The organism is Pseudomonas sp. S3_A03, assembly GCF_054668275.1.
Genome location: NZ_CP162753.1, coordinates 933,063 through 959,311, shown reverse-complemented (window position 1 = coordinate 959,311; position 26,249 = coordinate 933,063). Strand labels below are relative to the sequence as shown.

General features: G+C 61.2%; 17 protein-coding genes and 5 pseudogenes. 12 read left to right on the top strand and 10 right to left on the bottom strand.

Annotated elements, in window-relative coordinates:
* Positions 1-2 precede the first annotated feature (2 nt).
* From AB4O25_RS04100 to AB4O25_RS04090, 3 genes are all read left to right on the top strand, one after another.
* Positions 3-3,086 (top strand): efflux RND transporter permease subunit, encoded by a 3,084-nt coding sequence (locus AB4O25_RS04100; RefSeq protein WP_460150545.1) that lies wholly within the window; start codon positions 3-5, stop codon positions 3,084-3,086.
* 146 nt (positions 3,087-3,232) lie between these two features.
* A complete protein-coding gene (locus AB4O25_RS04095; RefSeq protein WP_460150544.1) occupies positions 3,233-8,044 on the top strand; it encodes an RHS repeat-associated core domain-containing protein in 4,812 nt (1,603 codons plus the stop codon).
* Positions 8,045-8,046: 2 nt separating this feature from the next.
* Positions 8,047-8,466, top strand: coding sequence for a hypothetical protein (locus AB4O25_RS04090; protein ID WP_460150543.1), 420 nt, complete (start codon positions 8,047-8,049; stop codon positions 8,464-8,466).
* 233 nt (positions 8,467-8,699) lie between these two features.
* Here the strand turns inward: AB4O25_RS04090 and AB4O25_RS04085 are convergent, their stop codons facing one another.
* The 3 genes and pseudogenes from AB4O25_RS04085 to AB4O25_RS04075 all read right to left on the bottom strand — a co-directional run bounded on the left by AB4O25_RS04085 (position 8,700) and on the right by AB4O25_RS04075 (position 11,752).
* Positions 8,700-9,929: a M20/M25/M40 family metallo-hydrolase gene (locus AB4O25_RS04085; RefSeq protein ID WP_460150542.1), complete on the bottom strand. Its 1,230-nt coding sequence runs from the start codon at positions 9,927-9,929 to the stop codon at positions 8,700-8,702.
* A 43-nt stretch (positions 9,930-9,972) separates the two neighbouring features.
* Positions 9,973-11,030 (bottom strand): annotated as a pseudogene (locus AB4O25_RS04080) (diguanylate cyclase).
* Positions 11,031-11,119: 89 nt separating this feature from the next.
* On the bottom strand, positions 11,120-11,752 hold the full coding sequence (locus AB4O25_RS04075) for a LysE family translocator (protein WP_017530715.1): 633 nt from the start codon (positions 11,750-11,752) through the stop codon (positions 11,120-11,122).
* A gap of 124 nt (positions 11,753-11,876) precedes the next feature.
* Here AB4O25_RS04075 and AB4O25_RS04070 point away from each other — a divergent pair, with 124 nt between their 5' ends.
* Entirely contained in the window at positions 11,877-13,310 is a 1,434-nt protein-coding gene (locus AB4O25_RS04070) for an aminotransferase-like domain-containing protein (RefSeq protein ID WP_460150541.1), read from the top strand.
* On the opposite strand, the gene AB4O25_RS04065 is transcribed toward AB4O25_RS04070, so the two are convergent.
* From AB4O25_RS04065 to AB4O25_RS04050, 4 genes and pseudogenes are all read right to left on the bottom strand, one after another.
* Positions 13,290-13,955, bottom strand: a complete 666-nt coding sequence (locus tag AB4O25_RS04065) for a methionine ABC transporter permease (RefSeq protein ID WP_017530713.1) — start codon at positions 13,953-13,955, stop codon at positions 13,290-13,292. The two genes, AB4O25_RS04070 and AB4O25_RS04065, sit on opposite strands and share 21 nt — an antisense overlap.
* The gene (locus tag AB4O25_RS04060) at positions 13,952-14,698 is read right to left on the bottom strand and encodes a methionine ABC transporter ATP-binding protein (protein ID WP_460150540.1); all 747 of its coding nucleotides are present in this window, start codon (positions 14,696-14,698) and stop codon (positions 13,952-13,954) included. Before AB4O25_RS04060 ends, AB4O25_RS04065 begins: the two co-directional genes overlap by 4 nt.
* Positions 14,695-15,489, bottom strand: a complete 795-nt coding sequence (locus AB4O25_RS04055) for a MetQ/NlpA family ABC transporter substrate-binding protein (RefSeq protein WP_017530711.1) — start codon at positions 15,487-15,489, stop codon at positions 14,695-14,697. The genes AB4O25_RS04060 and AB4O25_RS04055 overlap by 4 nt, the downstream gene beginning before the upstream one ends.
* Positions 15,490-15,503: 14 nt before the next feature.
* A pseudogene (locus AB4O25_RS04050) lies at positions 15,504-16,540 on the bottom strand (isopenicillin N synthase family dioxygenase).
* A gap of 336 nt (positions 16,541-16,876) precedes the next feature.
* Here AB4O25_RS04050 and AB4O25_RS04045 point away from each other — a divergent pair.
* The 5 genes and pseudogenes from AB4O25_RS04045 (at position 16,877) to AB4O25_RS04025 (ending at position 21,498) form a co-directional block, all read left to right on the top strand.
* Positions 16,877-18,127, top strand: a pseudogene (locus AB4O25_RS04045) (ribonucleotide-diphosphate reductase subunit beta).
* A gap of 145 nt (positions 18,128-18,272) precedes the next feature.
* Complete coding sequence (locus AB4O25_RS04040) at positions 18,273-18,761, top strand: DUF1289 domain-containing protein (RefSeq protein WP_017530391.1); 489 nt, start codon at positions 18,273-18,275, stop codon at positions 18,759-18,761.
* A gap of 59 nt (positions 18,762-18,820) precedes the next feature.
* Positions 18,821-19,739, top strand: a pseudogene (locus tag AB4O25_RS04035) (class I SAM-dependent methyltransferase).
* Positions 19,740-19,887: 148 nt separating this feature from the next.
* A complete protein-coding gene (gene pcsA / locus AB4O25_RS04030) occupies positions 19,888-20,604 on the top strand; it encodes a phosphatidylcholine synthase (RefSeq protein ID WP_017530393.1) in 717 nt (238 codons plus the stop codon).
* Positions 20,605-20,718: 114 nt separating this feature from the next.
* The gene (locus AB4O25_RS04025; protein WP_017530394.1) at positions 20,719-21,498 is read left to right on the top strand and encodes a TSUP family transporter; all 780 of its coding nucleotides are present in this window, start codon (positions 20,719-20,721) and stop codon (positions 21,496-21,498) included.
* Here AB4O25_RS04025 and nudC read toward each other — a convergent pair.
* Positions 21,466-22,299, bottom strand: a complete 834-nt coding sequence (gene nudC, locus AB4O25_RS04020) for an NAD(+) diphosphatase (RefSeq protein WP_065878510.1) — start codon at positions 22,297-22,299, stop codon at positions 21,466-21,468. The two genes, AB4O25_RS04025 and nudC, sit on opposite strands and share 33 nt — an antisense overlap.
* A gap of 5 nt (positions 22,300-22,304) precedes the next feature.
* On the bottom strand, positions 22,305-23,117 hold the full coding sequence (locus tag AB4O25_RS04015; protein WP_460150537.1) for a crotonase/enoyl-CoA hydratase family protein: 813 nt from the start codon (positions 23,115-23,117) through the stop codon (positions 22,305-22,307).
* A gap of 160 nt (positions 23,118-23,277) precedes the next feature.
* Here AB4O25_RS04015 and AB4O25_RS04010 point away from each other — a divergent pair, with 160 nt between their 5' ends.
* The 3 genes and pseudogenes from AB4O25_RS04010 to AB4O25_RS04000 all read left to right on the top strand — a co-directional run bounded on the left by AB4O25_RS04010 (position 23,278) and on the right by AB4O25_RS04000 (position 25,601).
* A complete protein-coding gene (locus AB4O25_RS04010; RefSeq protein ID WP_460150535.1) occupies positions 23,278-23,832 on the top strand; it encodes a UPF0149 family protein in 555 nt (184 codons plus the stop codon).
* A 90-nt stretch (positions 23,833-23,922) separates the two neighbouring features.
* A pseudogene (locus tag AB4O25_RS04005) lies at positions 23,923-25,180 on the top strand (3-phosphoshikimate 1-carboxyvinyltransferase).
* Between the two features lie 31 nt (positions 25,181-25,211).
* On the top strand, positions 25,212-25,601 hold the full coding sequence (locus AB4O25_RS04000) for a hypothetical protein (RefSeq protein ID WP_017530399.1): 390 nt from the start codon (positions 25,212-25,214) through the stop codon (positions 25,599-25,601).
* Position 25,602: 1 nt separating this feature from the next.
* On the opposite strand, the gene AB4O25_RS03995 is transcribed toward AB4O25_RS04000, so the two are convergent.
* Positions 25,603-26,202, bottom strand: coding sequence for an NAD(P)H-dependent oxidoreductase (locus AB4O25_RS03995; RefSeq protein WP_116079785.1), 600 nt, complete (start codon positions 26,200-26,202; stop codon positions 25,603-25,605).
* Positions 26,203-26,249 lie beyond the last annotated feature (47 nt).

The window sequence follows — 26,249 nt, the reverse complement described above, 5'->3', positions numbered from 1 at the left end:
TCATGCGCGGCATCAACCTCTCTGAGCTGGCGGTCAAGCATCGCGCGGTCACCTTGTTTTTGATCATCGCGATCCTGGCCGCCGGGATCTTCTCGTTCGGCAAACTGGGCCGCGCCGAAGACCCATCGTTCACCGTCAAGGTCATGACCATTACCGCCGCCTGGCCCGGCGCCACCGCCCAGGAAATGCAGGAACAGGTGGCCGACCGCCTGGAAAAGCGCCTGCAGGAACTGGACTACTACGACCGCGTGGAGACCATCGCCCAACCAGGTTTTGTGTCGATGCGCATGACATTTCTCGAATCCACGCGCCCCAGCGAGATCCAGGACCTGTTCTACCAGACCCGCAAAAAACTCAGCGATGAAGCCGCCAGACTCCCCAAGGGCGTGATCGGGCCGTTCTTCAACGATGAGTATTCCGATGTGTACTTTGCGCTGTATGCCCTGGAAGCCGAACACCTGCCCCATCGCCAACAAGTGCAGATGGCCGAGGAACTGCGCCAGGGTATGCTCAACCTGCCGGGCGTGAAAAAGGTCAATATCCTCGGCGAGCAGGCCCAGCGCATCTTCGTCGAATTTTCCTATGAGCGGCTGGCAACCCTGGGCATCAAGCCCGATCAGATCTTCGCCGCCCTCGCCGCGCAAAACGCGGTGGCGCCGTCGGGCTTTGTGGAAACCGCCGGTGCCCGCGCCTATATCCGTATCGACGGCGCATTTGACAGCCTGGCGCTGATTGAAAACGTGCCGCTGGTGGTCAATGGCCGCGTGCTGCGCATCGCCGACGTGGCCAGCGTGAGCCGTGGCTATGAAGACCCGCCCAGCTACCGCATCCGCCACCAGGGCGACCCGGCGCTGATGCTCGGGGTGATCATGGAAAAACACTGGAACGGCTTGGAGCTGGACAAAAGCCTCCAGGCCCAGGAAGCCAGGATCCAGGCTGACCTGCCTTTGGGCGTGAACTTCGCCAAGGTCTCCGACCAAGCCAAGAACATCAGCCTGGCGGTGAATGAATTCATGCTCAAATTCTTCGTCGCCCTGGCGGTGGTGATGGTCATCAGCCTGCTGGCCCTGGGCTTTCGCGTGGGGTTGGTGGTGGCGGCTGCGGTGCCGCTGACCTTATCCATCGTGTTTGTGATCATGCTGATGACCGGCCGCGAGTTTGACCGCATCACCCTCGGTGCGCTGATCATCTCGCTGGGCTTGCTGGTGGATGACGCGATCATTGCCATTGAAATGATGGTGGTGAAACTCGAAGAAGGTTTTGATCGGATTCACGCCGCCACCTTCGCCTGGAGCTCCACCGCCGCGCCCATGCTCACCGGTACGCTGGTGACCATCATCGGTTTTCTGCCGGTGGGCTTTGCGCGGTCGGGCGCTGGGGAATACGCGGGGAATATTTTCTGGATCGTCGGCTTTGCGCTGATCTCATCCTGGCTGGTGGCGGTGGTGTTCACGCCGTATCTGGGGGTGAAGTTGCTGCCGCAGATCAAACCAGTGCCGGGTGGCCACGACGCAATTTATGCCGGGCGCTATTACCAGAAACTGCGCAGCCTGGTAGACACCTGCGTGCGCCGGCGCTGGCTGGTGACCGGCCTGGTGGTCGCAGCATTTGTGCTGTGCGGGCTGGGCATGGGCGTGGTGAAGAAGCAGTTCTTCCCCAACTCCGACCGTTCCGAACTGATCCTTGAGGTGTACATGCCGCCCGGCAGTGCCTTCAAAAGCACCGAGGCGGTGGCCGCGCAGCTGGAGAAAGCCCTGCTGCAAGAGCCGCAGACATCGATGGTCGACACCTATGTGGGCGGCGGCGCTCCGCGTTTTTTCCTGTCGCTGAACCCTGAGTTGCCCGACCCGGCATTCGCCAAATTGATCGTGCAAACCCCGGACTCCCACGCCCGCGACGCCCTGAAACTGCGGATGCGCGAGCGTATCGCCGCCGGTGAGTTTCCGGCGGCGCGGGTACGTGTGACGCAGTTGTTGTTCGGCCCGCCGGTGCCGTTCCCTGTGGTGTTCCGCGTGTCCGGCCCGAACGTGGACGTGCTGCGCAGCCTGTCCGAAGACGTGCGCAAAGTGGTCGCCGCCAACCCACTGACCAAGGACGCGTTTCTCGATTGGGGCGAGCGCACCAGCAGCTATCGCCTGGTGCTGGACCAAGACCGCCTGCGCCTGCTGGGTTTCACCCCCGATGAGGTCAAGTCCCAGCTCAACGCCTTGCTCAGCGGCAACCCCATCACCGAAGTACGCGAAGGCAACCGCACCGTCTCGGTGGTCGCTCGCGCCCAGGGCAACCAGCGCGAGAACCTCGGCAACCTCAACAACATGACCCTGACCAACAGCGCCGGCACCTCGGTACCGCTGGCCCAGGTCGGGCATTTCCAGGCGGTGATGGAAGAGCCGATCCTCAAACGCCGCGACCGCGCAACCACCGTGGAAGTGCGTGCCGACATCATCGACGGCGTGCAACCACCCGATGTGGAAATGGCCGTGTACAAAGACCTGCAACCGCTGATCGCCAGGCTGCCTGCCGGCTACCAGATCGACATCGGCGGCCCGGTGGAAGAAAGTGCCAAGGCCAACGTGGCCCTGGCGGCGCTGTTCCCGATCATGATCCTGCTGACCCTCACCGTGATCATGTTCCAGGTACGCTCCTTCGGCGTGATGTTCATGGTCTTCGCCACCGCGCCACTGGGCTTGATCGGCGCGGTGCCGACCTTGCTGCTTTTCAACCAGCCCTTTGGGTTCAACGCGATCCTGGGGCTGATCGGCATCGGTGGGATCCTGATGCGCAACACGCTGATCTTTACCGACCAGATCCGCCAGAACCAGGACCACGGCATGCCGATTCGCGAGGCCATCATCGAAGCCACGGTACGGCGCGCACGGCCGGTGATCCTGACCGCGCTGGCGGCCGCGTTGGCGTTCATTCCGCTGACGTTGTCGGTGTTCTGGTCGTCCCTCGCGTTTGTGCTGATCGGCGGCGTGCTGGTGGGCACCGTGTTGACGCTGTTGTTCCTGCCGGCACTGTGCAGCCTGGTACTGGGGCGTGAGAAGACAAAGGTTGTCGAAACCTCCCACGTAAGCGCCGGATAAGCTCTACTCCCCTCCCCTGAGAACCTCTGCAAAGTCCCTCGCCTGAATACACAGCGCGAGGGAGTGCAGATGGTTTTTTTCGTGATGGCCCAGGTTGATGGGGCCGTGTTTTGAACCCGGCCATAGGCCGGTTGGCCCTGACCCCAATGGACGTCAAGACAGTCGATATCGACGGCGTCTTGCGTGATTTTCGTGAATGCCTGAATACGTTTGACGACTGGGCCGCGCGCTTTTGGAGCTTCTCGACACTGGACGTCGAGCAGGTATTCAAGGTGGGCGATCAGGTGGCATTGGCCGCCCCCATCAATCGTTCGATTATTCCCAACAGCACCGTCGCCACGTGCCCGGCCAACGGCACCTTGACCCTGGTGCACCTGTTTCAAAGCACGCAGTTTGTGCCCATCGGCAATACGCCGGTGGTACTGCAACGCATCGACCCAAACGGTGGCCCGCTGGGCGAACCGATCCACAAGACCATCGGCCCCAGCGGCATCCTCGAAGTCACCGAGTGTGATCGCAACCAGCAGTACCGGATCAATTTTTACCCCAACGTTTCCAGGGATCACGTCAAGGCGCTGTATGCGTCTTATCAGTCGGTGATCGCGGGGTTGGACATCCGTCTGCGTGAAGCGTGGACCACTACCTTCCAGGCCCAGTGGCAAGACTATGCCGAGGCCAAGCCACTTGATCGGCGCCGGATGCTGGAAGCGGCGTTTATCAGCGGTCTCGGAAAAGCCCTCTTCAACCTGTGGGACAACGTCACGCAGTTGTATGAGCTGCTGGCGGACCTCAAGGCCAACAGCGAGAAGCTGTTGGCCTACCTCTCCCAGGCAGAACTTGATGCGCTGCTGAAACTGGGCAACGAAAAGATTGCCAACGGCTTACTGGTGCTCAGCGATGAGCCGCTGCTGTTTATCTACCTGTCGGCGATAGTCAGTTGGACGCGCATGTTGCCGCCGCCGCAGATGAATGAACTGTGGGGTGAGATCACCGGCGAGGTGCTGATCAATCTGCTGTTGATGCGTGTAATGGGTGCGATGGGCATCGCAGTGCGGCTGGGGGCTCAGGTGCTGGGCTCGATCAAGTCCGCCCGGGCGCGCGAGTTATTGGAACTGCTGGCCAAGCAGATGGTAGGGCCGGGTCTGGAACCGCATGTCGCAGTGGCCAGGCCATTGCTGCTGGGCAGCGCGCCAACGCCGATCAAGACGATTCCGGTTGCGCCGTTGAAGGCTGGGGATCAGGTGGTTTCGAACCCTGTTCCGTTGGTTCGTAACAAGTCCCAGCGGACGGTATTGGTTCGGCAGGAGCATGTCGATGATGTGCCGGTCGTGGCTACGAATCCCAAGGGTGACGCGGCGACTTCGGCGGACAAAACAGCGACCAATGGCTGCCCGGTGTCGATGGTCACTGGGGAGGAATTGCTCACGCTCACCGACGGCACGTTGGATGGGATTTTGCCGTTTGAGTGGACACGGTTGTACCGCACCAGCGCGGTGGAAGTGGATGTTGGGCTGGGGTTTGGCTGGAGTCATTCGCTGGCGCAGCGGCTTTCTGTTTCGGGCGATTCGGTGGTGTGGACCGACCATGAAAACCGGTCGACTGAGTTTCCGCTGCCTACCGAGGCGCGACCGGCGATCACCAACAGCCTGGCCGAAGCGGCGATCTATTTGGGGGCTTCGCCGGATGAGTTAGTGCTGGCCCAGGCCTCACGGTTTTATCACTTTCGCGACGGGGTGCTGGTCTCGATCAGCGATGCGTATGACAACCGCCTGCGGATTGCGCGGGATGTGTTGGGGCGTATTGCACGGTTGGATAACGGCGTCGGGCGCTCGCTGTTTTTGCGTTATGAACTGGGCCGCATGGTGGCGGTGGATTACCAGGTTCAGCGGGCCAAGGGGTATGAGCCTTACGAATGGGTGACGGAACAGAACGTTGTTTCCTACGCCTATGACGACGTGGGCCGACTGGTTTGCGCGACCAACGCCGTCGGCGAAAGCGAGGTTTATCGGTACGACGAGCAGCACGTCATTCTGGAGCGGGGCTTGGCCGGTGGGGCGAGTTTCTTCTGGGAATGGGAACGCTCCGGCAAGGCGGCCCGCTGTGTCCGGCACTGGGCCAGTTTTTCGCAGATGGATACGCGGTATGTCTGGGAGGACAACGGCCGCGTGGTCGTGCAGAACGCCGATGGCAGTCAGGAAGAGTATGTCCACGATGACCGGGCGCGGTTGGTGCAGCGTATCGACCCGGACGGCGCTCAGCACTTCAAATCCTACGATGACAAGGGTCGACTGACGGTCGAGCAGGATCCGCTCGGGGCGGTGACGGCGTATCAGTACGACGATGCCGGACGCTTGGTGGCGTTGTTTCCGGGAGATGATGAACCGACGTTCTACGAGCATGACAACGGCTTCGTACGGGTTGTGCGGCGTGGTGAAGCGGTCTGGAAGTACGAGCGTAACGACCAGGGCGACCTGACGCGTAGGACCGATCCCGATGGTGAGGTGACGGACTACAGCTACAACAAGTACGGGCAACTAACGGGCGTTTGGTATCCCGACCACAGCTGTCATCGGCTGGTGTGGAATGAACGCGGTCAGCTCATTGAAGAGCAACGGCCCAATGGCGACACCAAGCGTTATCGCTACGACGATCTGGGCCGCCAGATTGCCCGCGAGGATGAACAAGGCGCGCTGACCCAATACCAATGGGACAGCGTCGGCCGATTGATTCGCATCGTGTTGCCAGGCGGTGCCACGCGAGAATACAGCTACAACCCCTACGGAAAAATCACCGCCGAACGCGACGAACTCGGCCACGTCACCCGCTACGAATACGCCAACGGCCTGCACCTGATCAGCCGCCGCCTCAACGCCGATGGCAGCCAGGTCAACTACCGCTACGACAACGCTCGACTGCTGCTGACCGAAATCGAAAACGAAGTCGGCGAAATCTACCGATTGGATTACCACCCCAACGGCCTAATCCAGCAGGAAATCGGCTTCGACGGCCAGCGCACCGCCTACGTCTACGACCTTAACGGCAACCTTCAGGAAAAAACCGAACACGGCGACGATAGCAGTCAGCTAGTGACTTGTTACGAACGCGACCACGCAGGCCGCCTCGTACGAAAAACCCTACCCGACGGCAACATGGTCGATTACGCCTACGACCGCCAAGGCAACCTCCTCAGCGTCGACGACGGCCACTGGGCGCTGGCGTACGAGTACGACGCCCAAAATCGCCTCACCGGTGAACATCAGGGTTGGGGCACCTTGCGCTATGGCTATGACGCGTGCGGCCAGCTGCAACACCTGCGCCTGCCGGACAACAACCGACTGGTTTTTAGTCACGGTAGAGGCGGCGACCTCGCTACCGTCGAACTCAACGGTGCACTACTGACTTCTCACCTCTTCAAATCCGGCCAAGAACACCAACGCCAACAAGGCCAACTCCTCAGCCACTACCACTACGACGACCAACACCGCCTGCACGCCCACACCGTCACCCAGCAGGAAAATTACTTCTACCAACGCCACTACGACTACGACAAATCCGGCAACCTCACCCGCCTCAACGACACCCGCAAAGGCGAACACCACTACCGCTACGACCCGCTCAACCGCCTGACCCGCGCCGATCACTCACAAGACCTGCAGGAACGCTTCGCCCACACCCCCGCCGGCAATCTGCTCATGCAAGACCGCCCCGGCCCTGACATCGTGGCGGGCAATCGGTTGATGATTCAGGGCGACCGACACTACGACTACGACGCCTTCGGTAACCTCATCCGCGAACGGCGCGGCAAAGGCCATCAACTCGTTACCGAATACCGATACGACTGCCAGCATCGGTTGATCGGTATTACCCAGCCCAACGGCCAAACCGCCAGCTACCGCTATGACCCGTTCGGGCGGCGCATCAGCAAAACCGTCAACGACATCACCACTGAATTTTTCTGGCAAGGCGACAAACTGATCGCTGAGCATCACGCGGATCGGCATCGCAGCTATCTCTATGAACCGGACAGTTTCCGGCCGTTGGCGCTGCTGGAAGGCTTTGGCCCAGACGAAACAAAACCCTACCACTACCAACTCGACCACCTCGGCACGCCCCAAGAACTCACCGCTCCAGACGGAGAAATCGTCTGGTCCGCCCATTACCGCGCCTACGGCCAAATCAGCCGACTCGACGTCGGAAAAGTCGACAATCCGCTGCGCTTCCAAGGCCAATACTTCGACCCAGAAAGCGGGCTGCACTACAACCGCCATCGCTACTACAATCCAGATATTGGTCGTTACCTGACGCCGGACCCGGTGAAGCTGGCAGGTGGGATCAACGCCTACCAGTACGTGCCCAACCCTACGGGATGGGTGGATCCATTGGGATTAAGCTCGTGCCCAGGTGAAAATGGATGTAAGACGGTTGTCGAAAGCGAAAATCCGCCTCATACAATTAAAGTTAAATCCAATGACCCTGCCACGCCACAGCCGGGCATCACAGCAAGATCGGCGAGAATTGAAGAGCTAACCGAGGCCAACGCAAAGCGCAGGATTCTAGAGTATGAAAAAAAATACGATATGCATATGGTAGGCAAACATGGTCCAGAAGTAGAAACCGTCAAGGTGCACCGGCGCTCGATTGATGGAACGGACCCAGTAACCGGCAAGACGCCGAAAAACAACAAGGGTGTCCCAAGCTCACAATTTAACAGCTGGAAGTTGCAACTACAGGCATGGACTAAGGCTACAACGAGAACCGAAAGGGGTTTAACCCGCTACACGGGCGTTGATGACAAACAAAACGATATAGTACGTTTAGAGCTCCCTGGGGCAGGTCGTGGTTACAGGCCCAACAAGCACGACAAAAAAAATCCTATTTTCAACCCATCCATGAACGGTGCAGAGATGAAATTTCGGGACGATGGCACACCGTTCACTCTATTCCCTATTAAGGAGTAAAAATGCTATTTCATCCCTCTTCAAGCCACATACCCTTCGACGCCAACCTGATGTACTTCGTAGGCGTTTTTGACATTTACGACAGAGAGGAAACCAAAGGAGAAGAGCTCGCCAAATACAACCCGAACGACCAAAAAGATAGAGAAAACCTTATTCGAAAATATTGCCTAGATCCAAATAACAGGTTTTCTTATCGCCACAAATACAAACTGATGGAAACGTTGTTTCTTGCACTAAACAATGAACACTTCAACTTTAATTATTTTTTCAAAGACGACTCTGAAAGTTACTCATTAATGGCCTGGGATGAAACAGAAATAGACGATCCAAGAGGCTTCTTCGCTGACATCTACCGACTGGCCAATGAGGTCTGGAGAGACGACCTCCAAAAAGCCAGCCTCGAAGATCCAGCAACGTGGTAGCAACACTCCTACACCCACAATCCCCTGTAGTGAGCGAGCTTGCTCGCGCTGGGCCGCGAAGCGGCCCCCGTCAGGGCGATACGGTGTATCGGTTCAATCAGCGATGTCAGGTTTGGGGCTGCTTCGCAGCCCAGCGCAGGGCAAGCCTGCTCACCACAGGGCCTGCTCACTACCCACCGGGCCTGCTCACCACAAAGGCTCACTCATCAGCGTGAGCCCGGCCCAATTTCGAATCACCGCGTCGAAAGCTCCATAATCATCCGGCTAAGCAGGTAAACCCGCGGCACCACGCTCTCCACCTCCGCATACTCTTCGGGCGTGTGAATATTGCCGCCCACAATCCCAAACCCATCCAACGTCGGCGTCCCTACCCCGGCCGACAGGCTCGCATCCGCCGCGCCGCCGCTGCCTTCAATGGTCAATGTCTTGCCCAATTCCCCATAAATCCCTTGGGCAATCGCAACCAATTTGTCCGACTCGGGCGTTTGCGGCATCGGTGGCAGGCCGCGCTTGAGGCTGGTGGTCACTTCGGTGTCCGGGATCAGTTTGTTCGCTGACACGCGCACCAGGTCTTTTTCGATGCGATCAAACTCTTCCGGCAATGCCGCGCGCACATCCGCCTTGACCGTGGCTTGGTCAGGAATCACGTTGGTGCGGTCGCCGGCTTTGATCACGGTGAAGTTGATGGTGGTTTTCTTCTCTTCATCGCCCAACTTGCCCAATTGCAGGATCTGGTGCGCGGCTTCCATGGCGGCGTTGCGCCCCAGTTCCGGGGCGACGCCGGCGTGGGCGGCTTTGCCTTTGACGTCGACCACTGCGGTGGCGCTGCCTTTGCGCCACACCACCAGGCCGTCGGCCGGGCGGCCGGGTTCGAGGTTCAGGGTCACGTCGTGAGCCTTGGCGGTGTTGCGGATCAGTTCGGAGGCGATGTCGGAGCCGGTTTCTTCGCTGGCGTCGAGCAGGAAGGTGATCTGTGCGTAGTCTGTGAAACCCTGGTTTTTCAGGACTTTGAGCGCATAGATGCCGGCAACGATGCCGCCCTTGTCATCCATCACGCCCGGGCCGTAGGCGCGGCCGTCCTTGATATGGAACGGGCGCTCGGCGGCGGAGCCTTCCTTGAATACCGTGTCCATGTGCGCCATCAACAGGATTCTGGCCTTGCCGGTGCCCTTGAGGGTGGCGATCACATGGCTGCTGTTGGCGGCGGCGTCCGGCACGCGTTCGATACTCAAGCCCAACTGCTTCAACTCATCTACGGCGATGTCGCTGACCTGGGTCAGGCCCGGCCCGTAGCCGGAGCCCGAATCGATATTGACCAGGCGCTCCAGCAGTTTCAACGCCTCGGCCTTGTACTGCTCGGCGTGCGCCTGGATCTGCTTGTGGGGTTCGGCGCTGTAGGCCGGGAGTGCGAAGGGCAAGGCCAGGGTGGCGGCCAGAAGGGTACGCGGGAAGATGAAGCGCATAAACCGATCCTTGTTTGGTGTAGGGCCGCCACACCCTACCCCACTAGACAGACCGCAACCAAGCCCCTGGACCGCGCTGACGCGGTTGCGCCCGCTGCTTTTGGCTTCATACAAGGCCAGGTCGGCGTCGTTGAGCCAACCGGTGGAATCGGCGTGCCCGGGTTGATACGGCGCCAGGCCGATGCTCAAACTGGCGCGCAAGGCCGGGTCCTGGGCATAGGCCAACGCGTTGAAGCGATCGCGCAACGCCTCCATCACGTCGGTGGCGTGGTTGAGCGGCATGCCCGGCAGGATCACACAAAACTCATCGCCGCCGTAGCGCCCGGCCAGGTCCGTGACGCGCAGGTTCTGGCGCAGTATTTTGCCCAGTTGACGCAGCACGATGTCGCCGGTGACGTGGCCGTAGGTGTCGTTGATCAGCTTGAAATGGTCGATGTCGATCAGCGCAATCGTCGCGCCCTGATGATCGCGACGGCAGCGTTGGAATTCAATTTCCAGGTGATCTTTCCACGCGCCATGGTTGAGCAGGCCAGACAAACTGTCGGTGCGGCTCAGGGCCAGCAATTCGCGTTTATGGCGCGCCAGGGTCACGGCCTGGCGATAGCAGATCCAGCCGAGCGCCAACGGGTACAGCATTAGAATCGGCAAGCAGGCATACAACTGCGCCTGTGTGGTCAAGGCCATGAACGCCGGAGCGAAGATCAGCAGCGCCGTGCCGATGCCCAGGGTCTGCGCCATTAAGCCGGCGAACATGAAGCGCGGCCCACCGATGGCGACATTGTTCATGGTCATCATCGACAAGGTGGTGACACTCGGCAGCGGGTTGAAATGCATCGCGCCCACCCAGAACCCGCCGCAAAACGAATCGAACAACAGGTTGCGGCGCTCACTGCGCAGTGCCTGGGTGGTGCGCAAAGACAGCTGGAAGGCCAGATGAGGCCAGGCAAAGGCGTTGATCACCATCCACGCCCAGACCCACATGGGAGGATTGAGCGGGTACATGCCAAATACTACGCACACAAAACCGAGCGTCAGCCCCAGGGAGCGGGATTTGTAGAGGCGCAAAGCGAGCGGAAGTCCTTTTCCTCCGTTGGCTGGCATGGTGGGGTGTCATCCAGGAAGAATACTCGGAGTCTATCAGCATACGGGCATATCGCCACCATCGCTCGTGCGCCCTTCGTCCAAAACACTCAGTGGGAAAACCCGCGCGCCAGCATCAACGCCACCCCCAACAGCAACACGGCCGCGATCCGCTGCAACAGCACCCGGCGCCTGGGGGTTTCCAGCACATGCTTGATGCGCTGGCCGAAATAGCAATACAGGCACCCACTGGCGAATTGCAGCAGCAGAAAGGTCGCCCCGAGGATGGCGATGTCGGCCGCCGAACTCTGCTCCCCTGCCCCGGCGAACTGCGGGAACACGGCACTGAACATGATGAGGGCCTTGGGGTTGGAAAACCCGGTCAACAAGCCCTTGCCGAACAGGCTGCGCGAACCCTGTGCGGCAGCGCCCTGGTCGATCGACACACCGCTGCTGGTCCACTGTTTGTAGGCCAGGTACAGAATGTAGGCCACGCCGACGAACTGGATGCCCTGGGCGATGGCGACGTTACCCTTGATCAATTCCGAGAAGCCCACGGCAAAGATCAGGATTGAAATCAGGTACGACACACTGGCGCCGATCTGCGCCGGGATCGACCTGCGCAGGCCGTCCTTCAAACCCAGGCTCAGCAGCAACAGGGTCATGGGGCCGGGGCTGAAGGTCATGGTGGCGCAAAACAGCAGGAAATAGAGAAACGAAGACAGCGTTAACGCACTTGTCATGGCCTGTGACCTAGGGAAACGGAGCGTGCAGTCTAGGCAAGCAGCATTGCGCAAGGCAGGTAAAGTAATGCCTAATCCGGCCATACTTCACCGGTAAAAGCACCGGCAAACACAAGGAAGATTTATGTTTGTATCCGCTATTGCCTTCGTGGAAGGCACGCCGAAGGTGCAGCAGATCGTCGAAGCGTTCAGCCAGGCCATCGAGCACGGCGAATGGGCACCCGGCAGCAAGTTGCCCTCGGTGCGTGAACTGGCCCAGACCCTGGGCGTCAGCAAGTTCACCCTCAACGAAGCGCTGGACCGCCTGCGCGGGCGCAACCTGCTCACCTCAAGCCAGGGCCGTGGTCACTTTGTGACGATGGACAGCCCACGTCCGGCGTCGGTGGCGTGGGTCGACCTGCTGCCCCAGGACCTGCTCAGCGTATTGCGCCGACCACTGGCCACCGCCGATGGCGACCTGCGCCCCGGCGGCGGCCATCTGCCGGAAGCATGGCTGGACGCCGAGCCCCTGCGCCAGGCGATGCGCAGCGTGGTGCGCGCGCCGTCGCTGCGCATCGCCGGGCTGGGCACGCCGGCGGGCTTCCTGCCATTGCGCCAGGCCCTGCAACAGAAGCTGCATGGCGAAGGCTTGTCGGTGCCGGTGGAACAGGTCATCACCACCCCCAACACCGTGCAGGGCCTGGACATGCTGATGCGTCTGCTCGTAAGGCCCGGCGACACGGTACTGCTGGACGCGCCGTGCTATTTCAACTTCCACGCCAACCTGGCCTTGCATGGCGTCAAGGTGGTGAGCATTCAGCGCCGTCCCGACGGCTTGGACTTCGCCGCGCTTGAACACCTGCTGGCCGAGCACCGCCCCGGCCTGTACCTGACCACCAGCGTGCTGCAAAACCCCACGGGCCATTCCTTCAGCCCCAGCCAGGCGTTTCGCCTGTTGCAACTGACCCAGCAGTACCACTGCCATATCGTCGAGGATGACCTCTACGGCGACCTGCACCCCAACCCACCGCCACGCCTGGCCGCCATCGCCGGCCTGGACCACGTCACCTACCTGTCGGGTTTCTCCAAGATCCTCAGCGCCAACACCCGCGTCAGCTACGTGGTGGCCGCGCCACAGTTGGCGGCCAACCTCACCAACATGAAGTTGATGAGCGGCGGCGTGACCTCGGAGCTGTTCGAGCACATTGTGTATCGCATGCTCAGCGAAGGCAGCTACGCCAGGCATCGCAAGCGCATGGTCCAGCGTTTGATGGAGGCTGGCGGGCGCGTCGAACAATGGCTCAGGCGCTGTGGCTGCGAACTGCCGATGGCCTACGAAGGCGGGATGTTTATCTGGGCGCGCCTGCCGCCGGGGGTGGACGGCGAGTGGCTGGCCCAGGAGGCGTTGAAACGCGGCATGGTCCTGGCGCCGGGTGCGCTCTTCGGCTACGACACGGCCCATCGCGATTCGATGCGTTTCAATGTGGCCCATAGTGATGAGCCACGGGTGCAGCAAGTGTTTGAAGCGCTGCTCAAGGCCGCCCGCCTCGCGGGCTGCTCAGCGTCGATGGGCCAATGAATGCACACAACGATCGCCCAGGCTTTGCACGCCTTGCACCAGCAGCACCAGCACGATCACCGTGACCACCATGATCTGGTTATTGAAGCGCTGGTAACCATAGCGAATCGCCAGGTCACCCAGCCCACCGCCGCCGATCACCCCGGCCATGGATGAAAAACCGATCAGCATCACCAGGGTCAAGGTCACCCCGGCGACCAGCGCCGGCAAGGCCTCGGGCAACAACACCTTGAGAATCACATGGCGGATATCCCCGCCCATGGCCACGATGGCTTCGATGCGGCCCTTGTCCACTTCGTCCAGCGCGGTTTCGACAATTCGCGCAAAGAACGGAAAGGCGCCGATGGTGATCGGCACCACGGCGGCGGTGCTGCCCAGGGTGGTGCCGACGATCAAGCGGGTCAGCGGGATCAGTGCGATCAACAGCACCACAAAGGGCAATGAACGCCCCAGGTTGATCACCGCGCCCACCGCCCGATTGAGGCGGGGCAGCGGCAATAAGCCATCGCGTCGACTGATAAACAGCAGCACGCCCAGGGGCAGGCCGATCAGCAAGGTGAAGAGCCCGGCCAGCAGCACCATGTATAAGGTTTCGCCGGTGGCGTTGAGCAGCAATTGCAGGATGTCGTTCCAATCGGTCTTCATACGGCCCTCACCACGTGCAGGCTGTGGCCCAGCGAACGGCCCAGGCGCGACGACGGGTCGCTCTGCAGTTGCAGCAACGTGCCGCTTTCCACTACGCGGCCGTCGGCCAGGGACACCGCGCTGTCGCAGATCGCCTTGACCACCTCCAGCTCGTGGGTGATCAACACGATGGTCACGCCCAGTTGCCGATTGATGTCGCGCAGCAGTTCAAGGATCGACGCCGTCGTCTCCGGGTCCAGCGCGCTGGTGGCTTCATCCGACAGCAGGTACGCGGGCCGCGCGGCCAAGGCGCGGGCGATGCCTACGCGCTGTTTCTGCCCGCCCGATAACTGCGAGGGAAACGCCTGGGCCTTGTCGCTGAGCCCCACCAGTGCCAACAACTGCGACACCCGCGCCGCGCGCTCGGCCTTGGGCACATTGGTGATCTCCAGCGGCACCGCCACGTTATCCGCCACATTGCGCGAATGCAGCAGGTTGAAACCCTGGAAGATCATGCCGATACGCTGGCGGTGCTGGCGCAGCTGTTTGTCGTTCAGCCGGGTCAGGTCCTGGCCATCCAGCAGGATACGCCCGGACGTCGGTCGCTCCAGCAGGTTCAAGCAGCGCAGCAAGGTACTTTTACCCGCGCCGCTGCGCCCGACAATGCCGAAGATCGCCCCATCGGCGATCTGCAACGACACGTTATCCAATGCCGACGGCTGGCCGTTTGCGTAGGTTTTGCTGACGCCCTCGACAACGATCATTCGACCGCCACCGGGATCACAGAGCCGGCGTATTTCTCACTGATGAACTTGGCCAGTTCCGGTGAGCGCAAGTCCTTGGCCAACTGCCGAATACGCGGGTCATCCGCCAGCTTGGGGGTTGTGACGAGGATATTCGCATACGGGTTGCCCTTGGCCTGCTCCAGGCCCAACGCATCCTTGGCCGGTTCGAGCCCGGCTTCCAGGGCGAAGTTGCCGTTGATCACCGCAAGGTCCACATCGTCCAAGGCCCGGGGAATTTGCGGGGATTCAATTTCCAGAATCTTCAGGTGCCTGGGGTTTTCGGCGATGTCCTTGGGCGTGGCCTGTTCCTTGGCGGCGTCATTGAAGCCGGGTTTGAGTTTGATCAAACCGTTGGCTTGCAACAGGTACAGCGCGCGACTGAGGTTGGTGACGTTATTCGGGACGGCGACGGTGCCCTTGTCCGGCACTTGAGCGAAGCGGGTGTGCCGACGCGAATAAATACCCAACGGCTCGATATGCACCGTGGCCGCCACGGCGAACTTCTGGCCGAGGGCCTGTTCCTGGGAGTGAAGGTACGGCAGGTGCTGGAAGTAATTGGCGTCGACATCACCGTGGGCGAGCAACTCGTTGGAATTCACGCCGCTGGGGATCTCGATGATCTTCAGCTTCAGGCTCGGGTCGAGCTTTTGTACGTATTCGAGGATCTGCGCATGGGGAATCGGATCAGCGGCCACGCGCAACGCGTCGGCGGCCGACACGCTGAAGGAGGCCAGCAATGCCGCCAGGGTAAGGGTGGTGGTTTTCAACATCGGTGATCTCCTGATCAGGCGGACAGTGCTTCGGGCAACGTGGCGTCGGCGTAGAAACGTTGAGCCACATCGGGGTGGGAACGCAGGCGCCCCTTGAGGTAGTTCCAGCCCACATCGCGCAGCAATGGGTTGCGCGGGTCGCTCTCGGGGCCATGGGCATCGCGCAGCAACTCGGGCGCCAATTGGTATACCGGCACCACCGCGTCCAGTTGCGCCCCGAGGAAAAACGCCAGCGACAACCGCTCGCTGCCCACCGGCGGCGACACCACGCGGTGAACGGTCGCGCGCAGGTAGCCATTGCTGGCCAGTTCAAGCAGTTCGCCGATATTCACCACCAGCGTGTCGGGGCGCGGCACCGCATCAATCCAACGGCCCTCCTCCACTTCCACCTGCAAACCGGCCTGCTGGTCTTGCAGCAAAAAGCTCAGGAACCCGGAGTCCTTGTGCGCGCCGACGCCCTGGCGACTTTGCTGCGCATGACGGCCGGGGTAGCGGATCAGCTTGATATGTTCGTTGGGTTTGTCGCCATACAGCGCATCAAAGGCGTTTTCCGGCAGGGACAGGGCCTGGGCGAACGCGCGTAGCAGGCGCAGGGCCATTTGCGTCATCGCCTGCTGCCAGCCGAGCACCAGGGGTTTGAGTTGTGGCAGAGCCGGCGGCCATTGGTTGGGGCCTTGCAAGCGTGCCCAGGCGGCCGGGTATTGCGCCGCGGGCAAGGGCTCGCGCTCGGCGCCGACGTCGAATTGTTCGCGCAGGTCGGGCTGGCCTCGGGTGATCTCCGAGGCGGCGCGGTTGTAGCCGCGAAAGTGGGGGAGTTAAGCATGCCCACCGCCCGTTTATCGGCCTCGGGCAAGGCAAAAAACGCGCGTGCCTGTTGCTGCACCTGGGCCAGCAAGTCACGGTCGATGCCATGCCCGGTGAGGTAGAAAAAGCCGATATGGCGCGCCGCCAGACGCAACTCATCGAGAAACTGCCGACGCTGCTGCGGGCTGCCGTCGAGCTGCGCCAGGTCCAACAGCGGCAAGGCGGTAATTGACTGTACGTGGGCCATCGGCGGCTCGCTCCTTGAATAACATCCTGGGGAAGCGTCCAAGCTAAACGATCTTAAAAACTGCTAATAAATACCTTTTTAGCATTAGCTTAGGCATGCACACCCACGCCGCACGCGCTTGGCCCCTGCGACAGTCGAGCCGCTCTTGTGCGTTGACCAGAGGTGTTACACCCCATATAGTGTGCCGACCTACAAGACAGACCACTACATAGTGTGCAGAATCGGTATTTACCGACCACACTCCGCGCAATATTTCAATGCCTAGCAGTCTGCAAAATCACCTATTTTTAGACCGGGTTCACACCCCGCCGAAACAGATCAGGAAGGAGTATTTCAATGCTGAGTTGGGATGAAGTCGACAACGAAGACACCGGTGCAGCGGTAGTCAAGGGCGCCAACGCCGGCCACGCCAGCGAAGCCAACATGGACCGCCTCGACGGTGCCGGCGCCGCTGCCGCCGTCGAAGCCCGCGCCGTCACCGCCAACGACTCCGCCGCCATCATCCGCGCCAAGGCTGCCCTGGACAAACTCGACGTCGCCGAAGGCCTCGCCGAACTCGAAGGCGCCTCCGCCCGCGTCGCCGTTGACGAAAAACGCATGATCAACTGCCGCGCCGACCTCAACCAACTCGTGCCCTTCAAGTACGACTGGGCCTGGCAGAAGTACCTCGACGGCTGCGCCAACCACTGGATGCCGCAAGAGGTCAACATGACCGCCGACATCGCCCTGTGGAAAAACCCCGAAGGCCTCACCGACGACGAACGCCGCATCGTCATGCGCAACCTGGGCTTCTTCTCCACCGCCGACTCGCTGGTCGCCAACAACCTGGTGCTGGCCGTGTACCGCCTGATCACCAACCCGGAGTGCCGCCAGTACATCCTGCGCCAGGCCTTCGAAGAAGCGATCCACACCCACGCCTACCAGTACTGCATCGAATCGCTGGCCATGGATGAAGGCGAGATCTTCAACATGTACCACGAGATCCCATCGGTGGCTAAAAAGGCCGCGTGGGGCCTGAAATACACCCGCTCGATCTCCGACCCCAAGTTCGAAACCGGCACCGTCGACACCGACAAAGAACTGCTGCGCAACTAGGTCGCCTACTACTGCGTACTGGAAGGCATCTTCTTCTACTGCGGCTTCACCCAGATCCTCTCCATGGGCCGCCGCAACAAAATGACCGGCGTGGCCGAGCAGTTCCAGTACATCCTGCGCGATGAGTCGATGCACCTGAACTTCGGTATCGACGTGATCAACCAGATCAAAATCGAAAACCCGCATTTGTGGGATGCCGAGATGAAGGAAGAAGCGACCCAGATGATCCTGCAAGGGACTCAACTGGAGATCGAATATGCGCGCGACACCATGCCGCGTGGGGTGCTGGGGATGAATGCGGCGATGATGGAGGATTACCTCAAGTTCATCGCGAATCGTCGTTTGTCGCAGATTGGGCTGAAGGAAGAGTATCCAGGCACGACCAACCCGTTCCCGTGGATGAGCGAGATTATGGATTTGAAGAAAGAGAAGAATTTCTTTGAGACCCGTGTGATTGAGTACCAGACCGGCGGCGCGCTGAGCTGGGATTGATCAGCATCACACACCACAATGTGGGAGGGGGCTTGCTCCCGATGACGGTAGTTCAGTTAAAGCCTCTGTGACTGATGCGCCGCTATCGGGAGCCCCCTCCCACATTGGGAACGCGGTGTTCCGTAAACTTTGCAAATTGCCCTTTATGCCCAACCAAACCATCAAGACCCCGTGCATCGGTCTGTGTTCCACCGTTTACGGTGACCTGGTCTGCCGGGGCTGCAAGCGTTATCACCATGAAGTCATCCAGTGGAATGGCTACAACGCCGAGGAAAAACAGGCGGTGTGGCTGCGCCTTGAGCAACTGCTGGTGCAGGTAATGACCAGCAAGCTGGAAGTGTTCGACCCGCAACGCCTGCGCCGGCAGTTGGAAGAGCGCAAGATCCGCTTTATGCCGCACCAGTCGCCGTATTGCTGGGCCTACCAACTGATTGCCCGAGGTGCGCGGGTGATTTCCAAGCTGGATGCCTATGGGTTGGCGCTGTTGCCGGAGTTTCGCGAGCGCAACCTCACAGACCTGCGTGACGCGATCGACCGCGAGTTCTTCCTGCTCTCCGAGGCGCATTACGAGCGGTACATCGCCCCCGGCTTTCTGCGTGAGTCCTTTGGCCCAGCCTTGATCGCCACGCTCTGAGCAACAACCGCGCTCGATTGTGTTTAAAATGCCGCCCGCTCAACGACCGACGCTCAACGATGAACCCAGACGCACTCGCTACCCTGCACACCCACCTGCTCACCGCCCTGGCCAGCGCGCCGGCCGAGACCCGGCGCCTGTTTCATGGCCGGGGCCGCTGCTGGCCAGGGCTGGAGCAGGTGACGGTGGACTGGCTGCAAGGCGTCGTGCTGGTCGCCCTGTTCAAGGAAACCGAACATCTGCAAGCCTTGAAGCACCAATTGGCGCAGATCGACTGGGCCGGCTTCGGTGCACGCCGTGGCCCTGCAACACCGTTATCTGCCGCAAAGCACCACCGAATGGCTGGTGGGCGACGCCATCGAGGAACGGGTCATCACCGAAGGCGGCCTGCGCTACCTGATCGACCTGGGTAAAAAACAGAACAGCGGGCTGTTCCTCGACATGCGCTACGGCCGCAACTGGGTGCGCGAACAGGCCCACGGCCAGCGCGTGCTCAACCTGTTTGCCTACACCTGCGGGTTCTCGGTGGCGGCCATCGAAGGCGGTGCCGACCACGTGGTCAACCTGGACATGGCCCGCGGCGCCCTGAGCCGTGGCCGCGACAATCATCGCCTGAATGGCCATGACCTGAGCAAAGTGACCTTCCTGGGCCACGACCTGTTCAAGTCCTGGGCCAAAGTCACCAACAGCGGCCCCTACGACCTGGTGATCATCGACCCGCCGTCCTTCCAGAAAGGCAGCTTCCTGCTGACCAAGGACTACCAACGCGTGCTGCGCCGCCTGCCCGATCTGCTCACGTCCCAGGGCACGGTGCTGGCGTGCATGAACGACCCGGCCTACGGCGAGGACTTCCTGATCGACGGCGTGACCCGCGAGGCCCCCGGCCTGCGCTTTGTCGAGCGCCTGGAAAACCCGCCGGAATTTCCCGATATCGACGCGCAAAGTGGCTTGAAAGCACTGGTGTTCCGTCAGGGTTGATGTCGAAACGTCCTACGCTTGCTACGCTTAGCGATACACCGGGCGGTGAACCTTATAACCCCCTTCCCGGTCGATACCTGCATTCCCCGGCCAGACTCGACCGCGTCACGTTGTCGGCTGCCCCGTTTGACCTTTTGGAGAACCGCCCGTGATATCGACCCTGCATGTAGCCAGAATCAAAGCCTGGGGCGCCCACGGCTTCACCGCCACCGGCGTGGTCCTGGCCTTCTTGGCCACCCTGGCGTTGCTGGAAAACTCACCCAAGGCCTGCCTGCTCTGGCTGGGCTTGGCGCTGGTAGTGGACGGCGTCGACGGTTCACTGGCGCGACGACTGAATGTCAGCACGGTGTTGCCCAGCTTCGACGGTTCGGTGCTGGACCTGGTAATCGACTACCTCACGTATGTGTTCATTCCCGCACTGTTTATCTACCGCTACATCGACCTGCCGGACTTCACTCACCTGTTCACGGTGTCGGTGATCCTGGTGTCGTCGCTGTTCTGTTTCTGCAACGTGAACATGAAGAGCAAGGACAACTACTTCGTCGGCTTCCCCGCCGCCTGGAACGTAGTTGCCTTATGCGTATACATCATCCAGCCGCAGGCCTGGGTGACGCTGCTGACCGTGATCGGCCTGGCGCTGCTGACCGTCACGCCGATGAAGTTCCTGCACCCGTTCCGGGTCAAGCGGTTCATGCCGATCAACATCGCGGTGACCACGATCTGGTTGCTGTGCAGTTTTCTGATGGTGGTCGACTACCCCAACACCAACCCGTGGACATTCGGGTTGTGGTCGCTGATGTCAGCGTACTTCTTGGGGATTTGCGTGTGGCGCACGGCGCTGGAGTGGCTGGGCACCCACAAGTAGCCAAACATACACAGATCAACTGTGGGAGCGGGCTTGCTCCCACAGTTGGTTCTGCGCACATCAGGCAGGTAAGATGGCGACCCTCACCCGCCCCGCCAACAATAAGCCCATCCCATGCCCTTCGAACTCAGCGTTGACCTGACCACCCTCGCCATTCTCGCCTGCGTCGCGTTTATCGCTGGCTTTATCGATGCCATTGCCGGCGGTGGCGGCCTGCTCACCACGCCCGCCCTGCTCACCGCCGGCATGCCGCCGCACCTGGTACTGGGCACCAACAAGCTCAGTTCCACCTTCGGCTCGGCCACCGCCAGCTTTACCTTCTACCGCCGCAAGCTGTTCCACCCGCGCCAGTGGGTGCATGCCATCGTCGGCACGCTGGTCGGCGCCCTCGCCGGTGCGGTGGTGGCGCACTACTTGCCCGCCGAAACCCTGAACAAGATGCTGCCGGTGATCGTATTCGCCTGCGGCGTCTACCTGCTGTTTGGTGGCACGCCCAAGACACCGTTGGACGCCGAGGCGCCGATCAAGAAGAAATGGCAAGCCACCCAGGGCTTCGGCCTGGGCTTCTACGATGGCGTGGCAGGCCCCGGCACCGGGGCGTTCTGGACGGTGAGCACGATGCTGCTGCACCCCATCGATCTGGTCAAAGCGAGCGGCGTGGCGCGCAGCATGAACTTTGTCAGTAACGCGGCGGCCCTGTCGGTGTTTATTTTCAACGGCTCGGTGGACTGGATCGTCGGCCTGGCCATGGGCATATCGGTGATGGGGGGCGCGTTCTTTGGCGCACGCAGCGCGATCAGCGGCGGCGCCAAATTCATTCGCCCGGTGTTTATCACCGTGGTCCTCGGCCTGACGGTGCGCCTAGCCTGGCAACACTGGTTCAGCGTGGCCTAAACGACGGGCCAGGTAGAGGTCGATCAGGTAACGCGCAATCGAGCGTGACGCCGGCAACGGCGGCAGGTCGTGGATGTTGAACCACTGCGCGTCTTCGATCTCGTCGGCCTGGGGCACGATATCGCCGCCGGCATATTCGGCGTGAAAGCCCAGCATCATCGAATGGGGGAACGGCCAGCATTGGCTGCCCATGTACTGGATATTCTTCACGCGCACCTGCACTTCCTCGTGCACTTCACGAATCAGGCAGTCCTCGGCCGACTCGCCCGGCTCGGCAAACCCCGCCAGCGTGCTGTACACGCCGCTGACAAAACGCGGCGAACGGGCCAGCAAAATCTCATCGCCACGGGTCACCAGCACGATCATGCTCGGAGAAATCCGTGGGTAGCTGCGCAGGTCGCAGGCCTCACAGAACATGGCGCGTTCCCGAGGCACCTGAACCATGGCCTGGCCGCAACTGCCGCAAAACCGGTGTTCCCGCGCCCAAGTGCCGATCTGCGCCGCATAACCGAGCACTTTGAACAGGGTGTGATCGCCCTGCAGCATGAAGCCGCGCAGGCCCTGCCAGCTGCACCCCGGTACCTCGCCCGCCGAGTCGAGCTCCAGCAAGTACACCGGCTCGCCATCGAGGTGGCCGAGGCCGTGTTCGGCGAACACCGCGAGGTCCTGGCGCTTGAGCCATTCGCGTGGGAACAGCGGGCCGTTGGAGTCATGTAAAAAACCGTCGCGGCTGCGGGCGACGGCCCAGCCGCCGGGGGTTTCGTTATCCAGCAGCGTTGTGGTGATCCAGCCTGGAGTCATGTCAGTCAATCCACGAATTCGGGTTTCTGCTTATTCATATGGGCCGCGATGGCCACGCGCAGGTCGTTGGATTGCAACATAGCCGAGTTCCAGGTGGCAACGTATTCCAGACCGTCATTGACCGTGTGGTCACGCATGTAGCTGATCATGGCCTTGGTACCGGCGATGGCAATCGGCGACTTGGCGGTGATTTCCTGGGCGATCTCCAGCACCCCGGCCAGCAGGCTCGCGTGATCGGCGTACACCCGATTGACCAGGCCAATGCCGCGAGCCTCTTCGGCGCCGAACTGGCGACCGGTGTACGCGAGTTCACGCAGCATGCCGTCGCCGATAATGCGCGGCAGGCGTTGCAGGGTGCCCACATCGGCGGCCATGCCGATGTCGATTTCCTTGATGGAGAACAGCGCATCTTCGGCGGCGTAGCGCATGTCGCAGGCGCTGATCAGGTCGATGGCGCCACCTATGCAGTAACCCTGGATCGCCGCCAGTACCGGCTTGCGGCAGTTGTCGACGGCGTTGAACGAGGCTTGCAGCTCAAGGATTTTGCGCCGCAACAGGCGTGCGTTGCGGCCCACGTCCTTACCGAATTCGTTGGCCACCGAGGCCAGCATCATCAGGTCGATGCCAGAGGAGAAATGCTTGCCGGCGCCACTGAGCACTACCGCACGCACGGCATCGGTGTCTTCGACCCATTGGAAGATGTCGATGATCTCGGTCCAGAACGCGGCGTTCATCGCGTTGATTTTTTCCGGACGATTGATCTGCACATGGGCAACGTTGCCGCTGAGTTCGACGACGAAAGCTTGGTATTCGGACATGGCAGTGATCCCTGACTGGCGAGTGATAAGGCCCGAACTATAACAAGGGTGCATGACGGCGCATCGGCCAAAAGCGGGACTGGCAAAAAACCTTGCCAGGCGCCATCCTTGGCGCTTTAAGCCGCCCTGAACGCGGCGCTCGATGTTTTAAGGAAATGCCATGCACGCCCAACCCCTCGCCGCCGCCGAATTCGACCTTATCGAAGAAACCCTGCTCAAGTACGGCGATGATCATTCGGTGCTGAACCTGGCCGAACTCGACGGCTACTTCACCGCGCTGGTGTCGAGCCCGACGCAAGTGGATATCGCCCAATGGTTCCCGGCCATCTGGGGCGGGCAGAATCCGGAATGGGAAAACATGGAAGAAGCACAGCGTTTCCTGGAGCTGTGCGTACGCCACATCAACACCCTGGCGGCACAGTTGGCCAACAACGCCCAAGACTTCAAGGCACGCTTTGATGACACCGAGCATCAAGGCCAAATCGTGACCCTGGCTGAAGAGTGGTGCTTTGGCTACATCCGTGGCGCAGCGATCGGCAATTGGCCGCAACTGCCGGTCGAACTGGCCGCGCAGTTGGAGAAAATCTCCTGGTGCGCCGAGCAGGACAACTTCGAGTTACCCGCCGACCTGGACGTGCAGGCCCACCAACAGCGCGTCAGCGAGATCGAGCCGGCCGCGCGGACGCTGCACGATTACTGGCTCTCCCAGCGCTAAACCTCGACAAGCACCGCACCTTTGGCCGATTATTCGGGTCCGCCCGTCGGCCACTCCGTACCACCTTGCCTTGACCAGGAGCCTTGTACCTTGAGTTCGCAGAAAACCGTGACCGTTACACCGCCCAATTTCCCCCTCAATGGCAAGGTCGCACCGCCCGGCTCCAAATCCATTACCAACCGCGCCCTGCTGCTGGCCGCCCTGGCCAAGGGCACCAGCCGCCTGAGCGGCGCACTCAAGAGCGATGACACCCGGCATATGTCGGTGGCCCTGCGCCAAATGGGCGTGACCATCGATGAGCCCGATGACACCACTTTCGTCGTGACCGGTTGCGGCAAGCTGCAATTGCCGACACAACCGCTGTTCCTCGGCAACGCCGGCACCGCGATGCGTTTTCTCACCGCAGCGGTCGCCACCGTCGAGGGCACCGTGGTACTCGATGGCGACGACTATATGCGCAAGCGCCCGATCGGCCCGCTGCTGGCCACCCTCGGCCAGAACGGTATCCAGGTCGACAGCCCAACCGGTTGCCCACCGGTAACCGTGCACGGCGCAGAGCAAGGTCCAGGCCAAACGTTTTGAGATCGACGGCGGGTTGTCCAGCCAGTACGTCTCTGCCCTGCTGATGCTGGCGGCATGCGGTGAAGCGCCGATTGAAGTGGCGCTGACCGGCAAGGACATCGGCGCCCGCGGCTACGTGGACCTGACCCTCGATTGCATGCGAGCGTTCGGCGCGCAAGTCGAAGCGGTCGACGACACCACCTGGCGCGTGGCGCCCACCGGCTACACCGCCCATGACTACCTGATCGAACCGGACGCCTCCGCCGCCACGTACCTGTGGGCCGCCGAAGTGCTGACCGCCGGCCATATCGACATCGGCGTGGCCGCGCAGGATTTCACCCAGCCCGACGCCAAGGCCCAGGCCGTGATCGCGCAGTTCCCGAACATGCAGGCCACGGTCGTCGGCTCGCAAATGCAGGACGCCATCCCGACCCTGGCGGTATTGGCCGCATTCAATAACACCCCCGTGCGCTTCACCGAGCTGGCCAACCTGCGGGTCAAGGAATGTGATCGCGTGCAAGCGCTGCATGACGGCCTCAATGAGATTCGCCCGGGCCTGGCCACCATCGAAGGCGACGACCTGCTGGTGGCCGCCGACCCTGGGCTGGCCGGTACATCGTGCAATGCGCTGATCGACACCCACGCCGACCACCGCATTGCCATGTGCTTTGCCCTGGCCGGGCTGAAAGTGTCGGGTATCCGCATCCAGGACCCGGACTGCGTGGCCAAGACCTATCCGGAATACTGGAAGGCCCTGGGCGGTCTTGGGGTCGCGCTCAGCTACTGAGCCGGCCGCGTCGGTTTGGGGAGGGCCACACATGACAATTCGCCAACCCTGCCCACCCGGCGCCTGCGTCTGTAACCGCGAGCATTTGCTTGCAACCCCAGGCGCCGACCTGCGCATCCTCAACCTGACGCGCCAGGAAGAAAAACGCCTGCTCGAACGCCTTGAAGACCTCAAGAGCCTGCAAGACCTGGAGCGCATGCAACAGCTGATGTACCAGCAATTGGGCATTCGCGTGCATGTCGCGCCGGGTCATACCGAGGTCAAGAGCATGCGCGGGATTCAGATCGTCATCGACGAGTTACCGGGCATGTGTCGCAAGACCCGGCAATCGATTCCGGCGGCGATTCGCCGAGGCATGGAGAAGCGCCCGGAAATCGCCTATCGCCTGCTGGATGCCCACGATCTGTTTCGCGACGGTTGAATCAGCCGGCAACCGTCTCTGCCTTGAACAACCCCCGCCCCACGGTATGTGCAGTTTTCATATGTGCCTGCGCCGCGCCGCCTTCCGAGTCCAGCAGCAGCTCGGACGTCACCACCTGCGCGCCGCAATAATCAAAGATGCCGTAGTCGATCTGCGTGCGCATCGCCTTGGCATAGCCGTGGCGGTCAAACGCGCTGTGATCCGCCGCGCCGAGGGCGAGCAGATGCACCTGCAAGTGGCGCAGCTTTTTCACCACCGGGGTGTCCGGGCCGTAATCGATCGCCCAGCCGTTGACGAATACCCGATCTATCCAGCCCTTGAGCAGGCCCGGCAATGACCACCAGTAGATCGGAAACGCCAGCACCAGCGCATCGGCACGGTCCAGGCGCGCTTGTTCGGCCAGCACATCGGCCGGTGGCGTGGCGTGGGTGCGGTGTACCCGATGGTCGGCAGCGGTATAGCGCGGGTCGAAGCCTTCGGCGGCAAGGTCGGCGATTTCATAGGTGTGCCCCGACGCGCCGAGGCCGGCGGCGACGTGCGCGGCAATGCTGTGCGTAAGGGATTGCGGGTCGTGATGAGCAACAACGATCAGTGCGTGCATGACATTGACACCTTTTCAGTTTAGGCTGGCGTTAAGTTACGATTAGT